The following is a 14,782-nucleotide window of genomic DNA, read 5'->3' as shown; positions in this document are numbered from 1 at the left end:
ATGCCGCCGGCCATGCGGTCGAACTCCACCTGGTAGGCACCACGGGCCAGGCCGACTTCCATGCGTCCGTTACTGATCACGTCGAGCAGCGCGCATTCGCCTGCCACCCGCAGTGGGTGCCAGAACGGCGCGATGATGGTACCGGCGCCCAGGTGAATGGTGGTGGTTTTGGCCGCGAGGTAAGCCAGCAGCGGCATCGGGCTGGGCGAGATGGTGTATTCCATGGCGTGGTGTTCGCCAATCCAGACGGTGCTGAAACCACCGGCTTCCGCCATCAGGGTCAGTTCGGTCAAGTCTTCGAACAACTGGCGATGGCTGACACTTTCATCCCAGCGTTCCATGTGCACGAACAGGGAAAATTTCATGACGCTTACCTCGGATCTATTGTGATCGGCCTGTCGACTGCGGGCCCTTAGGTGCTCTCGCCAATGTGAAGCTTGCCAGTGATGAAGGCTATTCGGCGGATTGATTGTTGGTATACCATAATACGGAATATCTGCAAAATTTTTCTCTCCAGCGGTCGCACATTCACTTCACAAGGAAGGCGAGCTAGATGAACATAAAACAAAAATTGATCCTGGCCTTTGCGGTGATCGCCAGCCTGCCAGTCATTCTGGTGGCAGTGATGATCATCCTCAACGTGCGCCATGAGGCACGGGACGGCTTTATCGACGGCAGCGAACGCGAGATTCGCCAAGTCGACAATGCCATGCAATTGTTTTTTGAAGGTATCAGTCAGAACGTCGCCTACCTGGCGGCGCATCCGCAGTTGCAAAGTATCAACGGCGATGTGAAACGCTATCTGGCCAGCGACGCCGCCCAAGTCGCACTCGGCGAGCGCGATCAGCAGTTGTTCAAGCTGTTCGAGGGCCTGGCCAAGAGTCATTCGGCCTACACCTACCTGTCACTGGGTACTGAAGATGGCGGCTATGTATTCTGGCCGGGTGACCCGAAGCTGGCGAGCTACGACCCGCGCACCCGGCCCTGGTACAAGACGGCCATGGCGCAACCGGGCAAGACCCTGCGCACCGAGGCGTATTACTGGGCCGCCGATGACGTGGTGCTGGTCAGTACGGTGCGAAGCTTCAATGACCGCCAGGGCAACGCGAGCGGGGTGGTGAACATCGATGTTTCCCTCAAGCAACTGACCGACCTGGTCAAACAGATCAAGCTGGGTGACAGCGGCTACCTGATGTTGATGGAAGCCAATAACACCGTGTTGGTGGACCCGAATGACCCGTCTCACAACTTCAAGAAACTTAGTGAGTTGGGCGAGGGTTACCGGCAGTTGAGCGAGGCTGGGCAGGGTCTGGTGCAGGTCGAGTTGGCAGGCGAGCGCTACATGGCGTTTGTCTGGCCGTCCAGGGCATTGGGCTGGCGGTTTGTCGGGGTGGTGCGGGAAAGTGAAGTGATGGCCGGCGCGGCGCGCCTGACCTGGCTGATCGCGGCGATCGCCCTGGTGTGTGCCGTGTTGTTTGCAGTGGTGGGCGCCTGGTTTGCCGGGCTGATCGTCAAGCCGATTCGTGGTGTGGCCAGCGGCCTGGAAGGCATCGCCCAGGGCGAAGGAGACCTGACGGCGCGCCTGCCGGTAAAAGGGCGAGACGAGACGGCACAACTGGCCGGCTGGTTCAACCAGTTCCTCGAAGCGATCCGCACGCTGATCCAGCGCATCGGCCAGGCGGCCGGGCAGATCCACAGCAGTTCGGGGAGTGCCATGGAGGTCTCGGTGGAAATGGCTGAGGTCGCCTCACGCCAACGGGAGGCCGTGGACATGGTGTCCACCGCGTTTCATGAGATGGTCGCCACCTCCAATGAAGTCGCGCGCTCCTGCAGCCAGGCCGCCGACTCTGCCGACAACGGACAGCGCCAGGCGCACACCGGCCAGCAGCAGATCGACGCAGCAGTGAGCAGCGTAGGGCGCCTGAGTGAGGAAATCGGCCACTCCGCCCAGTCCATGGAGCAACTGGAAAAAGACAGCAACGACATCCAGTCGATACTCGGCACCATCCGCTCCATCGCCGAACAGACCAACCTGCTGGCGCTGAACGCTGCCATCGAAGCCGCCCGAGCCGGTGAACAGGGGCGTGGTTTTGCCGTGGTGGCAGACGAAGTGCGGGCCCTGGCCAAGCGTACGTCGGACTCCACCGGCGAGATCGACGGGCTGCTGGGCAACCTCGCCCGGCGTACCCATCAGATGGGTAAACAAATGCATGCCAGCCTGGAGGTGTCCCAGGAAACGGTGGTGTCGATCAACGACGCACGGGCCAGTTTTGGGTTGATTCGCGAGTCGGTGGACGTGATCCGCGACATGAATACGCAAATCGCAACGGCTGCCGAAGAGCAGCACCAGGTGGCTGAAGACATCAATCGGCACATCAGCCAGATTCACGGGGATGCACAGTTGGTGGCGAGCCTGGCTGATTCCACGCGCCAGGATGCGCAGCAATTGACGACGTTGTCTCAGACGTTGAATCAGTTGGTCAGCCGCTTCCGCACCTGACCGGTGGGCGCCCGGGCTGCCGGGCGCCTGCAACGGTAACGATCAGGCAATGGCGGGCAGGGCGCCCATCTTGCCGTGGCAATACACCAGTGGCCCGGCGTTCTGCCGGGGCACGATCAGGTTCTTCACCGCACCGACCATGATTGCATGGTCACCGCCTTCATACTCACGCCACAACTCGCACTCGATCACCGCCGTGGCATTGGCGAGGATCGGGTTGCCCAGTTCACTCAACGTCCATTCGATGCCCTGCGCCTTGTCTTTGCCCTTGCGCGCAAAAGCATAGGCTTCGCTTTGCTGCCCACCGGACAGCACATGAATGGCAAAGCGCTGGTTCTTGATCAGCACCGGATAGGAGTCGGAACTGTAGTTGGGGCAGAACAGCACCAGGGCCGGCTCCATGGACAACGAGCTGAACGCACTGGCGGTAAGTCCGACTATCTGCCCGTCATCATCGAGCGTGGTGATCACGGTGACTCCGGACGGAAACGAACCCATCACTTGTTTGTAGATGGCGGCATCGATCATGGGACGGTCCTCGTAGGGTGAAGCGGATTTTATAGATTTGTAGGTCTGATGGTATACCGTAATACAATCTAATCAAGGGCTTTTTCAGGCGGCCGATGAACGTTGACCTTTGGTCTTATAGCCAATGAATACGGGGGTTAGCCCGCTGAATGAAGAGGGGCCGTGTGGCACAATAGCGGATCAGATGCGTGCCAGGACTACGGATCAGTCTTGTGAAAATGTTGGAATACCATAATATGGTGTTCGTATGGGGGTGGCCAGAGAGCTCCCCCGGTTTGGCGTCAAACAACTATAAGATCAGACAAACGCGAGTTCATTTCCATGCCCCAGATGTCCCGGCAAGATCCCCTGATCGAGAATCACACGGTCGATTACGTCCCCCTCGCGGAGCGCCATGGAAAGGCCCGCGACCTGTTCACCCTATGGTTCAGCACTAACATTGCACCGCTGCCCATCGTCACCGGCGCTATGGTGACTCAGGTGTTCCATCTCAACCTGGTGTGGGGGCTGCTGGCGATTGCCCTCGGGCACATGCTCGGCGGTATTGTCATTGCCCTCGCGTCGGCCCAGGGCCCGCGCATGGGCATCCCGCAGATGGTGCAGAGCCGGGGTCAGTTCGGGCGCTACGGAGCGCTGCTGATCGTTTTCTTCGCGGCCCTGATCTACATTGGCTTTTTCATCTCCAACATTGTGCTGGCGGGCAAGTCCATCGTCGGCATCGTGCCGTCGGTACCGGTGCCGGCCAGCATCCTGATCGGCGCGCTCAGCGCCACGGCCATTGGCGTGATCGGCTATCGCTTTATCCATACCCTGAACCGCATCGGCACCTGGGTGATGGGCAGCGCATTGCTGGCGGGTTTCCTCTACATTTTTTCCCACGACCTGCCGGCAGACTTCCTCACCCGTGGCGGCTTCAATCCGGCCGGCTGGCTGGCGACGGTGTCGTTGGGAGTGATCTGGCAGATCAGCTTTTCCCCCTATACCAGCGATTATTCGCGCTACCTGCCGGCTGATATCGGCATCACCCGACCCTTTGTCGCCACCTACCTGGGGGCCACTCTCGGCACCATTTTGTCGTTCTCCTTTGGCTTGGTCGCCGCCCTGGCGACACCCGAAGGCACTGAGGCGATGGTCGCGGTCAAGCAAGCCACCGGCTGGCTGGGGTCGATCCTGATGGTGCTGTTTCTGCTCAATATCATCAGCCACAACGCCCTGAATCTGTATGGTGCGGTGCTGTCGATCATCACCTCGATCCAGACCTTCGCCAGCCAGTGGACACCCGGCATCAAAGTGCGTGTGGTGCTGTCCAGCGTGGTACTGGCCGGATGCTGCGTGGTGGCATTGGGCGCGTCGGCGGACTTCATCTCGCAATTTATCGGCCTGATCCTTGCGCTGCTATTGGTGCTGGTGCCGTGGGCGTCGATCAACCTGATCGATTTCTACATCATCAAGCGTGGCGCCTATGACATTGCGTCGATCTTTCAGGCGGACGGCGGGGTTTACGGACGCTTTAACCTGCATGCGATCGTGGCGTATTTCATCGGCATCATCGTGCAACTGCCGTTTGCCAATACGTCGCTGTACGTGGGGCCATGGGCCAATCTGGTAGAGGGCGCAGACCTGTCGTGGCTGGTGGGGTTGGTGGTGACGTGTCCGCTGTATTACTGCCTGGCGACGCGCGAGCATAGCCGGAAGATGAGGACGGTAAAGTTGGGCTATACCGACTGATCATCGAATGAACTGAAATGCCCGGCCAATGCCGGGCATTTTTTTATCTGCAGTTAAGGCCTGCCGATGCAGCCGTATCCTTGTAGCAAGCTGGCTTGATGATCAATGACATCCGGCCAGGTCCATTGTTAGCAGGCAAAAAAAGGCCGCCACAACCCGACGTTGTGGCGGCCCAAGGGTGACTCAATGGGCGCCGGCGGCCTTGTTCAGATCGCTTTCAGCCCATGCGGTATAGACGCAAGCATCCGCCGTGGCCCAGCGCACGCGCACCGGGTCGCCGGCCTTGAGTGGCATGCCCGCAGCAGACAACGCCTTGACTGTCATCGAGGTGCCGCCAAGGGTTTTCACGGTGCAGGTCTGGCTTTCGCCGAGGAACAGCACCTCGCCTACAATCGCTGACACCTCATTCCAACCCGCCGCCAATGCCTGCTCGGTAGCTTGCTCGACACTCAGCGCCAAGGCTTTTTCCGGGCGTACCATCAACAGCACCTCCTGCTCGGTTTGCAAGCCGCTGGTCAGGCGGATCGACAGCGATTGGCCTTCAAACGATGCCACCGCATTCCCCTGCGCCTTGAGCTTGAGGAAGTTGGAGTTACCGAGGAACGAGGCTACAAACGCATTTGGCGGGTTCTGGTACAGGTCGTAGCCACTGCCCAGGCCGACAATCTTGCCGTGGCTGAAAATCGCGATGCGCTGGGACAGGCGCATGGCTTCTTCCTGGTCGTGGGTTACGTAGACGATGGTGATGCCCAGGCGCCGATGTAATTGGCGCAGTTCGTCCTGCAGGTCTTCACGCAGTTTTTTGTCGAGGGCGCCGAGGGGTTCGTCCATCAGCAGGATGCGCGGCTCGTACACCAGCGCCCGCGCGATGGCGACGCGTTGCTGCTGGCCGCCGGAGAGTTGCGAAGGGCGGCGATGGGCAAATTGCTCAAGCTGCACCAGCTTGAGCATGGCGTCGACGCGCTTCTCGCGCTCGGCGCTGGCCAGTTTGCGAATCGCCAGGGGGAAGGCGATGTTGTCGCGCACCGACAAATGCGGGAACAGCGAGTAACGTTGGAACACCATGCCGATGTCGCGTTTGTGCGGCGGCACATTGACCAGGGATTGGCCGCTCACCAGGATCTCGCCGCTGCTTGGCGTTTCAAAGCCTGCGAGCATCGACAGGGTGGTGCTTTTGCCAGAGCCGCTGGAGCCGAGGAAGGTCAGGAATTCGCCGTCCTTGATGTCCAGCGAGATGTTATCCACGGCGGCAAATTCACCGTAGTACTTGTTCAGGTTGCGCAAGCTGACCAGGGGTTGGCCATGGTTTTGCGCGGTATCTTGGATCACTGCACTCATGTCTTGCTCCTGGGCGCTCAAGCGCGGGTTTCTGTGCGCCGGCGAAGGGCGGCGGCGATGACCATGACGAGCACCGAGAGGCCGATCAGCAACGTCGAGGCGACGGCAATCACAGGCGTCAGGTCCTGGCGCAGGGTGGTCCACATTTTTACGGGAAGGGTTTGCAGGGTCGGGCTGGCCATCATCACGCTGAGCACCACTTCGTCCCATGAGACGAGAAAGGCGAACAACGCGCCGGCCACCATTCCCGGGCGAATCGCCGGGAATGTCACCTTGAATACGGCCTGCAGGCGCGATGCGCCGCAGATCACCGCCGCATCTTCAATCGATTGGTCGAACAGCTTCAGCGAGTTGATGATCGAGATAATGGTGAACGGCAGCGCGACAATCACATGGCTCACTACAAAGGCGAACATCGTGCCGGTATAGCCGAGCTTGAGGAACAGTGCGTACACCGCCACCGCGATGATCACCAACGGCACGATCATCGGCAGGGTGAACAGGCCGTAGAGCAACTCGCGGCCAGGAAATCGCCCACGCACCAGGGCAAATGCGGTGGGCAGGCCCAGCGCCACGGCGAACACGGTGGTCAGTACCGCAACCTTGAGGCTCGCTACCGCCGCGTTCATCCAGTCGGCATTGGAGAAGAACTGGCCGTACCATTTCAGCGTCCAGCCCGGTGGCGGGAACACCAGCCATTGGGACGAGCCGAACGACAGCAACACGATGAACACGATCGGCAACAGCAAGAACAGGCCAATCATGCCGGTGGTGGTGTAGAGGCCCAGGCGCATCCTGCGGCTCATGGCATTGGAAGTCAGGAGCATGACGGCTTACCTCGCGTTGCTGGCGCCAACCGGGGATTCCGGCTGAAGCTTCAGGTAGAAGTAGAACAGCACCAGCGTGATAAAGATCAGCAATGCGGCGCCGGCACTCGCCAGGCCCCAGTTGAGGAACGACTGCACCTGCTGGATGATGAACTCAGGCAGCATCATGTTCTGCGCGCCGCCGAGCAGCGCCGGGGTGACGTAGTAACCGAGGGACATCACAAACACCATCAAGCCGCCGGAAAACAACCCCGGTCGGCACAGCGGCAGGAACACCCGGAAGAAGTTGGTCCAAGGGCTGGCACCGCAGATGGAGCCGGCCTGCAGGATCATCGGGTCGATGGCCTGCATGGTTGCCTGCAATGGCAGCACAATGAACGGGATCATGATGTAGCTCATACCGATCACCACGCCGGTCAGGTTGTGCACCATCTCCAGCGGCTGGTCGATGATGCCCATCGCCATCAGTGCCTTGTTGATCACCCCGGAGGCTTGCAGCAATACCAGCCATGAATAGGTGCGGGCGAGCAGGCTGGTCCACATCGACAGCAGCACGATGTTCAGGATCCAGCGCCCCCAGCCGCGTGGTACCAGGGTAATCACCCAGGCCAGCGGGAAGCCCAGCAACAGGCTGAACAGGGTCACCAGGCCGGCCACCGAAAAGGTATTGAGCAGTACCCGGGCGTATGCCGAGTTAGCGAACAGTTGCTCATAGTTGCCAAGGCCCGGTACGGGCTCCAGCACGCCGCGCAGCAACAGGCCGATCAGCGGCGCGAGGAAGAACAGGCCGAGGAACAGCAGCGCCGGGATCAGGTTGCTCGACCCCCGCCAGCGTTGCGCCAGGGATGGCGCACCTGGTTTGCAGGAAACTGCGCCAGCAACGCCGAGGGCGCTCCCGGTCGGCGTGGTTGCCGTCATTTTCATTTGACTAGCCATTCATTCCACCGTGTCGCAATGGCCGGACCGTTCTTGGCCCAGTAGGCGAAATCGAGGGTGATCTGGTCCTTGGCATACGCCGTCGGCAGGTTGGGCGCGAGCACTGAGTCCAGGCGCTGCACACTGTCGATGTTCACCGGTGCATAAGCGGTCAGGTTAGAGAAGTCGGCCTGGCCCTTGGCGCTGCTGGCACTGGCCAGGAACTTCATCGCCGCGCCTTTGTTTTTGCTGCCTTTAGGCACGACCAGGATGTCCGCCATCACCAGATTCTGTTTCCAGCTTACGCCTACGGGTGCGCCATCTTCCTGCAGGGCATGAATGCGGCCGTTCCAGAACTGACCCATGCTGACTTCGCCCGAGGCCAGCAGTTGCTGGGACTGTGCGCCGCCGCCCCACCAGACGATGTCTTTCTTGATGGTGTCGAGTTTCTTGAAGGCGCGGTCCAGGTCCAGGGGGTAGAGCTTGTCGGCGGGAACGCCGTCAGCCAGCAGCGCCAGTTCGAGCACGCCAGGGCTTGGCCATTTGTAGAGGGCACGTTTGCCGGGGTAGGTTTTGGTGTCGAACAGCGCGGCCCAGTCCTGTGGCTTGCCAGCGCCGAGCTTGCCCTCGTTGTAGCCGAGTACGAAGGAGAAGAAAAACGAGCCGACGCCATGGTCGGAGACAAACCGCGGGTCGATCTTGTCGCGCTGGATCACCGAAAAATCCAGGGGTTCGAGCAGCCCTTCAGCGGCGGCGCGCAAGGCGAAGTCAGCCTCCACGTCTACCACGTCCCACTGCACGTTGCCGCTCTCGACCATGGCCTTGAGCTTGCCATAGTCGGTGGGACCGTCCTGCACCACAGTGATCCCGCTGGCCTTGCTGAAAGGATCGGCCCACGCCTGCTTTTGCGCATCCTGGGTGCTACCGCCCCAGCTCACGAAATTGACGCTTTCGGCCGCCAGGGCCGCGTGAGTGGCCGTGGCCAGCAAACCCGCGAACAGCATCGCGGTTGCACGTTTGTTCAACACCATTTTCACGCCCTCATTTGTTTTGTTATTGAGCGGGCCTGGTAATGCCCGCCTATCGGGAGCAGTAGGTCTCTCGAAGCCTCTATTGCGAAGCCTCAAAAGTCGACCGTACCAAGGCTTGTTACTGGCGCTATCCCTGGCATGCGCACTTGGCAAAAGTACTCGGTCGATGGAATATCATATTATGGTATTCCAAGCTTTGTGCAAGCACTTTGCCTTACCGGTTATCCGTCATTCGGTGAACGGAATGCTCTCCACCACCTCCAGGTCGTAGCCTGTCAGCCCGGCGTATTTCAGCGGAGGGCCAAGGTGGCGCAGCTTGCAGACGCCAAGGTCCTGCAATATCTGCGCGCCGGTGCCGACTTCCGAATAGATCCGCGACTGCGAACGGCTGAACTGGCGCGGCGTCTGGGTCAACTGCGGGACGCGTTCGAGCAGGGCCTGGGAGGATTCATGATTGGCCAGCACCACCACCACGCCGCTGCCTTCTGCGGCGACGCGTTGCAGGGCGGCCCATAAGGTCCAGTTGGAGGGGCCGCTATACTCGGCGCCCACCAGGTCGCGCAGCGGGTCGATCACGTGCACGCGCACCAGGGCGGGCGTGTCGCGGTGTAACTGCCCCATGACCATCGCCATGTGCACGCCGCCATCAATGCGGTCCTCAAAGGTGATCAGGCGGAACGTGCCGTGCACTGTGGGCAGGTCGCGCTCGCCGATGCGCACTACGGTGCGCTCGGTACTGAGGCGGTAGTGGATCAGATCGGCGATGGTGCCGATCTTGATCCCATGCTTGTGCGCGAACACCTCAAGGTCAGGGCGACGTGCCATGGTGCCGTCATCGTTCATCACTTCGACGATCACCGAGGCTGGTGTGTGCCCGGCCAGGCGCGCCAGGTCGCAACCGGCTTCGGTGTGCCCGGCGCGCGTCAACACGCCGCCATCCTTGGCGCGCAACGGGAAAATATGCCCCGGTTGCACGATGTCGGCCGGCCCCGCATCGGCATTCACGGCCGCGGCCACCGTGCGCGCCCGGTCGGCGGCGGAGATGCCGGTAGTCACGCCGGTGGCGGCTTCGATGGACACGGTAAACGCGGTGCTGAACACGCTGCCATTGCTCGGCACCATCTGCTGCAGGCCGAGGCGCTGGCAGTGTTCGTCGGTGAGGGTCAGGCAAATCAGGCCACGCGCTTCCCGGGCCATGAAGCTGATAGTCTCGGCGGTGCAGCACACCGCGGGCAGCAACAGGTCGCCTTCGTTCTCCCGATCCTCGTCGTCCACCAGGAGCACCATTTTGCCTTGGCGGTAGTCTTCGATGATGTCTGCGATGTTGTTGAAAGACATGGTGGCTGCTCGATTTATTGGTTGTATGTATTATGGTATACCACAAAACCAAGCAAGAGGATGTCACGATGAAGGCTTACTGGATTGCTCATGTAAATGTGTCCGATGCAGAGCAGTACACGCAGTACACCCAGCGCGCGCCTGCGGCCTTCGCGAAGTTTGGCGGGCGCTTCCTGGCCAGGGGCGGGCGCAGCGCCGCGATGGAAGGCGGGCCTGCCAGGCAACGTAATGTGGTGATCGAGTTCGACAGCTACGAGCAGGCGCTGGCCTGTTATGAGTCTGCGGAGTATCAGGAGGCAAAGGCGCGTCGTGAAGGGGCGGGCGAGGCGCAGATCATCATCGTGGAAGGGCTGGTGCCTTAGGGGTATCAGGCATACATCACATTTTTGATCCGTGTCGGGTCTGACGATCAGCGGATGAAGTGAATCTTGCCGCTGTCGTCGTTACCGATGTAGATGCCATACACCCCAGCCTGGCGTTCCTCGATATAACGCTCGAGGATCTGCCGGATCGCCGGGTAGTAGATGCTGTCCCAGGGAATGTCCTCGGGCGCGAAGAACTTGTAGTCGAGGGTCTCCGGCCCGAACTGGCCGGTGATCTGCAGCGCGATGGCGCGGAAGATGATGTACACCTCGCTGATCTTCGGCACGCTGAAAATCGAGTAGGGCGAGAGGATCTCCGCGCGTACGCCGCTTTCTTCCCAGACTTCGCGTAGTGCGGCCTGTTCAGTGGTTTCGCCACCTTCCATGAAGCCGGCCGGCAGCGTCCAGGTGCCAGGACGCGGCGGGATGGCCCGCTGGCAAAGCAGATATTTGCCGTCCTGCTCGATGATGCAGCCGGCGATAATCTTCGGGTTGATGTAGTGGATGTAGCCGCAGCCCCGGCACATCAGGCGCTCATGGGTATCACCCGGTGGCAGCTGGTGACCGAGGTCACTGCTGCCACATGTCGGGCAAAAACTGGGGCTGGGCATGGTCAGTGACCTATGCGCGGTTCTTTGAGGGCGATGGGCAGTGTGATCTCGGGGATCTTGCCGGTCTCTTCCTGCTTGCGCTTGAGGTAATCCAGGGCCACGGCGGCGGCGGCGCGCACGTGGTCGACACAGGCCTGGTGGGCGGCGAGCGGGTCGCCGCTCTTGATCGCCTGGACCATACGCTCCATTTCCTGGTTGCTGGTACCGCGACGGTTTTCCTGGGATACCGAGGTCGCGCGCAAGTAGCTGATACGTGCCTGCAACTGACGCAGTTGGGTGGCCGCCACGTGGTTGCCGGAGCCTTCGAGCAACACGTCGTAGAATCCTTGTACCGAATCAATGACCTGTTGCAGCTCACCGTCCTTGAGGGCCTTGCGGTTTTCCTCGAGGGCTTTTTCCAGTGCCTTGATGTCCTTGGCCTTGGCGCGCAGGGTGAACAACTGCACGATCAAGCCTTCGAGCACGCAACGCAGTTCATAGATGTCGACGGCATCGGCCAGGGTGATGATCGCCACTTGCGGGCCCTTGGCATCGGCGAACTCCACCAGGCCTTCGGACTCCAGGTGACGCAAGGCTTCGCGCACCGAGGTGCGGCTGACGCCGAGGCGGTCGCAAAGGTCGCGTTCCACCAGGCGGTCACCCGGCAGCAGTTGGAAGTTCATGATGGCGCTGCGCAGTTTTGCCAGCACGATTTCGCGCAGGGTGACCGGGTTGTGATTGACCTTGAAGCTGTCGTCGAGTGGCAGGCGTTTCATGGGGGCTGCTCTGAATGTTGCGGTTAACTGGAGGCCTCGGCGTCGGTTTCGGCGAAGGCTTCACGGGCCAGTCGGAAACTGTCCACGGCGGCGGGAACCCCGCAATAAATGCCGACCTGAAGCAGAATTTCGCGTATTTGTTCACGACTCAGCCCGTTACGCAAGGCGCCGCGCACGTGCAGCTTGAGTTCATGGGGCCGATTGAGGGCCGAAATCATCGCCAAGTTTATCATGCTGCGTTCTTTAAGCGACAAACCCTCACGGCCCCACACATGGCCCCAGCAGTATTCGGTGACCATCTCCTGCAGGGGGCGAGTGAAGTCGTCGGCGTTCTCGATCGAACGTTGCACATAGGCTTCGCCCAGCACTTGCGTACGGATTTTCAGGCCCCGTTGGTACTTGTCGTCGCTCATCAATCAGCTCCTCAGGCCAGGGTGGGCAGCGGGCCCAGCTTGCCCTTGTGGTAGATCATCGGTGTGACCGGTTGCTCGGGCAGGATCAGGTTTTTCACCGCTCCGACGATGATCGCGTGATCGCCACCGTCGTATTCGCGCCACAACTCGCACTCGATGATCGCCGTGGCCTTGGCCAGCAGCGGATTGCCCAGTTCGCTCAAGTGCCACTCGATGCCCTTGGCCTTTTCCTTGCCCTTGCTGGCAAAGGCATAGGCTTCGGCGGTCTGGTCGGCGGACAGCAAATGAATCGCAAAGCGCTTGCTGTCGCGCAGGATCGGATAGGTGTCCGATGCATAGTTGGGGCAGAACAGGACCAGTGCCGGGTCGATCGACAGCGCACTGAATGCGCTGGCGGTGATGCCGACGATGCCGCCATCCGGGTCGAGGGTAGTGACGACCGTCACCCCGGACGGGAATGAACTCATGACGTCTTTGTAAATGCCGGGTTCGATCATGGTCGGGGTCTCTTAACGCATCACAAAAGGATCAGGCATGGGCGCCTGGGAAAGGTTGATCCACACCGTCTTCAGCTCGGTGTAAGCCAGTACCGAATCGATGCCACTTTCACGTCCATAGCCGCTGTTCTTGAAGCCGCCAATGGGCGCCATGGCCGAGACGGCGCGGTAGGTGTTGACCCAGATAATCCCCGAACGCACGTCGCGGGCCAGGCGGTGGGCACGACCGAGGTCGCGGGTCCAGATGCCGGCGGCGAGGCCGAACTGAGAGTCGTTGGCGATGGCCAGGGCTTCGGCTTCGTCCTTGAAACGGATGACCGAGGCCACCGGGCCGAACACTTCTTCCTGCATGATCTTCATCGAGTTGCGGTCGCACTCGAACAGGGTCGGCTCATAGAACCAGCCTTCGCCCAGGTTCTGCGGACGCTTGCCACCGGTACGCAGGCGCGCACCTTCAGCGATGGCATCCGCCACCAGGCCTTCGACCACGGCCAGTTGCTGTGCGGTGGCCATGGGGCCCATTTCACTGGCGTCGTCCTGCGGGTTGCCGATGCGAATGCGTTTGGCGCGCTCTACCAGGCGCTCGACGAATTCGTCGTAGATTTCATCCTGCACCAGCAGGCGCGAGCCAGACACACAGCTTTGCCCCGACGCCGCGTATATCCCGGCAATCGCACCATTGATGGCGCTGTCGAGGTCGGCATCGGCAAAGATGATGTTCGGTGACTTGCCGCCCAGTTCCAGCGACAGCTTGGCGAAGTTCTCGGCGCTGCTGCGTACTACGTGCCGCGCCGTGGCTGCGCCGCCGGTAAAGGCGATCTTGCGCACCAAAGGGTGGCGGGTGAGGGCGGCGCCGGTGCTTGGGCCGTAGCCAGTCACCACATTGACCACGCCCGGCGGAATGCCAGCCTCCAGGGCCAGGCGCGCCAGTTCGAGGATGGTCGCCGAGGCGTGCTCCGACGGTTTGATCACGATGGTATTACCCGCTGCCAGGGCCGGCGCGAGTTTGATCGCGGTCAAGTACAGCGGGCTGTTCCATGGAATGATCGCGGCCACCACGCCCATGGCTTCGTGCACGGTGTAGGCGAAGAGGTCCGGCTTGTCCAGCGGCAGGGTGCCGCCCTCAAGCTTGTCGGCCAGGCCTGCCGTGTAATGGAAGAACTCCGGCAGGTAACTGACCTGACCGCGTGTCTCGCGGATCAGCTTGCCATTGTCGCGGCTTTCGAGCTGTGCCAGTTGTTCCTTGTTTTCGGCAATCAAATCTCCCAGGCGGCGCAGCAGTTTGCCCCGCGCGGTAGCGGTGAGGCCACGCCAGGCCGGGCTGTCGAAGGCGCTTTGCGCGGCCTGCACGGCGCGCTCCACATCCGTCTCGTCGGCGTCGGGCAGTTGCGCCCAGGGTTCGGCCAGGGCTGGGTTGAGGCTGTCGAAAGTCTTGCCGGACAGGGCATCGACCCATTCACCGCCGATGCACATCTGGAAGCGTGCGAGTGTCATGCAACGATCCCCTTTATTGGATTTTTTTGGGTGTACACCGTGTCAAGAAAGCCCAGCAGCAGTTGGTTGACCAGCCGCGGCGATTCCACTGGCATCATATGCCGTTGCTCGGCCAGCACTGCAACCGTCGCACCGGGAATGCGATCGGCCAGTTGCCGGGCCATCTCCGGGGTCGAGCCCGGGTCGAGTTCACCGGTGGCGACCAGGGTCGGCGCGCGCAAACCCTTGAGGTCGTCGGCGCGGTACATGTCCTGGGTCGCGAACAGCTCGTACGTGGTGAGGTAGCCCTGGGGGTCGTTGCCCGCCAGGGTTTCACGCAGCGCAGCGATCTGCGCCGGGTTGGCTGCCTGGTACTCGCGGCTGAACCAGCGTGACAGCGCGGCTTCGGCATTCGCATCCGGGCCATGCTCGGCGGCCTGGGCAGTGCGTGCGATCACCCCGGCAC

Annotated in this window: 15 protein-coding genes and 2 pseudogenes; 4 read left to right on the top strand and 13 right to left on the bottom strand. The window is 61.1% G+C overall.

All coding sequences use genetic code 11. The features are described 5' to 3' along the window. A partial coding sequence (locus tag HX846_RS10085) for an LLM class flavin-dependent oxidoreductase (RefSeq protein ID WP_178965332.1) occupies positions 1 to 365 on the bottom strand: 365 nt, incomplete at its 3' end. A 188-nt stretch (positions 366 to 553) separates the two neighbouring features. On the opposite strand from HX846_RS10085, the pseudogene HX846_RS40370 reads away from it, so the two are divergent. Continuing rightward, positions 554 to 1,642, top strand: a pseudogene (locus HX846_RS40370) (cache domain-containing protein); the annotation flags it as partial. Positions 1,643 to 1,714: 72 nt separating this feature from the next. Next, positions 1,715 to 2,500, top strand: coding sequence for a methyl-accepting chemotaxis protein (locus tag HX846_RS40365; protein ID WP_371132958.1), 786 nt, complete (start codon positions 1,715 to 1,717; stop codon positions 2,498 to 2,500). 42 nt (positions 2,501 to 2,542) lie between these two features. Here the strand turns inward: HX846_RS40365 and HX846_RS10075 are convergent, their stop codons facing one another. Next, positions 2,543 to 3,028, bottom strand: a complete 486-nt coding sequence (locus HX846_RS10075) for a flavin reductase family protein (protein ID WP_087694309.1) — start codon at positions 3,026 to 3,028, stop codon at positions 2,543 to 2,545. A gap of 321 nt (positions 3,029 to 3,349) precedes the next feature. On the opposite strand from HX846_RS10075, the gene HX846_RS10070 reads away from it, so the two are divergent. After that, positions 3,350 to 4,756 carry a cytosine permease gene (locus HX846_RS10070; RefSeq protein WP_087694308.1) on the top strand — a complete coding sequence of 469 codons (1,407 nt, stop codon included), beginning with the start codon at positions 3,350 to 3,352 and terminating at the stop codon, positions 4,754 to 4,756. A 183-nt stretch (positions 4,757 to 4,939) separates the two neighbouring features. Here HX846_RS10070 and HX846_RS10065 read toward each other — a convergent pair whose 3' ends face one another. From HX846_RS10065 to ribBA, 5 genes are all read right to left on the bottom strand, one after another. Further along, positions 4,940 to 6,094: an ABC transporter ATP-binding protein gene (locus tag HX846_RS10065; protein ID WP_087694307.1), complete on the bottom strand. Its 1,155-nt coding sequence runs from the start codon at positions 6,092 to 6,094 to the stop codon at positions 4,940 to 4,942. A gap of 17 nt (positions 6,095 to 6,111) precedes the next feature. Next, a complete protein-coding gene (locus HX846_RS10060; RefSeq protein WP_087694306.1) occupies positions 6,112 to 6,921 on the bottom strand; it encodes an ABC transporter permease in 810 nt (269 codons plus the stop codon). Positions 6,922 to 6,927: 6 nt separating this feature from the next. After that, the gene (locus HX846_RS10055) at positions 6,928 to 7,845 is read right to left on the bottom strand and encodes an ABC transporter permease (RefSeq protein WP_168197505.1); all 918 of its coding nucleotides are present in this window, start codon (positions 7,843 to 7,845) and stop codon (positions 6,928 to 6,930) included. Continuing rightward, positions 7,842 to 8,867: an ABC transporter substrate-binding protein gene (locus tag HX846_RS10050; RefSeq protein ID WP_087694314.1), complete on the bottom strand. Its 1,026-nt coding sequence runs from the start codon at positions 8,865 to 8,867 to the stop codon at positions 7,842 to 7,844. Before HX846_RS10050 ends, HX846_RS10055 begins: the two co-directional genes overlap by 4 nt. Positions 8,868 to 9,095: 228 nt before the next feature. Continuing rightward, complete coding sequence (gene ribBA, locus HX846_RS10045; RefSeq protein ID WP_087694304.1) at positions 9,096 to 10,205, bottom strand: bifunctional 3,4-dihydroxy-2-butanone-4-phosphate synthase/GTP cyclohydrolase II; 1,110 nt, start codon at positions 10,203 to 10,205, stop codon at positions 9,096 to 9,098. 68 nt (positions 10,206 to 10,273) lie between these two features. Between ribBA and HX846_RS10040 the strand changes: the two genes are divergently transcribed. Continuing rightward, on the top strand, positions 10,274 to 10,567 hold the full coding sequence (locus HX846_RS10040; protein WP_087694313.1) for a DUF1330 domain-containing protein: 294 nt from the start codon (positions 10,274 to 10,276) through the stop codon (positions 10,565 to 10,567). 47 nt (positions 10,568 to 10,614) lie between these two features. Here the strand turns inward: HX846_RS10040 and HX846_RS10035 are convergent, their stop codons facing one another. The 6 genes and pseudogenes from HX846_RS10035 to HX846_RS10010 all read right to left on the bottom strand — a co-directional run. Next, on the bottom strand, positions 10,615 to 11,178 hold the full coding sequence (locus tag HX846_RS10035) for an NUDIX hydrolase (RefSeq protein WP_087694303.1): 564 nt from the start codon (positions 11,176 to 11,178) through the stop codon (positions 10,615 to 10,617). A gap of 2 nt (positions 11,179 to 11,180) precedes the next feature. Continuing rightward, the gene (locus tag HX846_RS10030; protein ID WP_087694302.1) at positions 11,181 to 11,933 is read right to left on the bottom strand and encodes a GntR family transcriptional regulator; all 753 of its coding nucleotides are present in this window, start codon (positions 11,931 to 11,933) and stop codon (positions 11,181 to 11,183) included. A 23-nt stretch (positions 11,934 to 11,956) separates the two neighbouring features. Next, positions 11,957 to 12,346: a carboxymuconolactone decarboxylase family protein gene (locus HX846_RS10025; RefSeq protein WP_087694301.1), complete on the bottom strand. Its 390-nt coding sequence runs from the start codon at positions 12,344 to 12,346 to the stop codon at positions 11,957 to 11,959. Between the two features lie 11 nt (positions 12,347 to 12,357). Further along, complete coding sequence (locus HX846_RS10020; RefSeq protein WP_010567340.1) at positions 12,358 to 12,843, bottom strand: flavin reductase family protein; 486 nt, start codon at positions 12,841 to 12,843, stop codon at positions 12,358 to 12,360. A gap of 12 nt (positions 12,844 to 12,855) precedes the next feature. Then, the gene (locus HX846_RS10015; RefSeq protein WP_087694300.1) at positions 12,856 to 14,337 is read right to left on the bottom strand and encodes an aldehyde dehydrogenase; all 1,482 of its coding nucleotides are present in this window, start codon (positions 14,335 to 14,337) and stop codon (positions 12,856 to 12,858) included. Continuing rightward, positions 14,334 to 14,782: pseudogene (locus HX846_RS10010) on the bottom strand (alpha/beta hydrolase); the annotation flags it as partial. The gene HX846_RS10015 and the pseudogene HX846_RS10010, both read right to left, overlap by 4 nt.

The sequence above is a fragment of the Pseudomonas sp. K5002 genome (genome assembly GCF_013386655.1).
Lineage (GTDB): Bacteria > Pseudomonadota > Gammaproteobacteria > Pseudomonadales > Pseudomonadaceae > Aquipseudomonas.
Note: the sequence above shows the minus strand (reverse complement) of the source record. Positions and strands in the feature narration are given on the sequence as shown.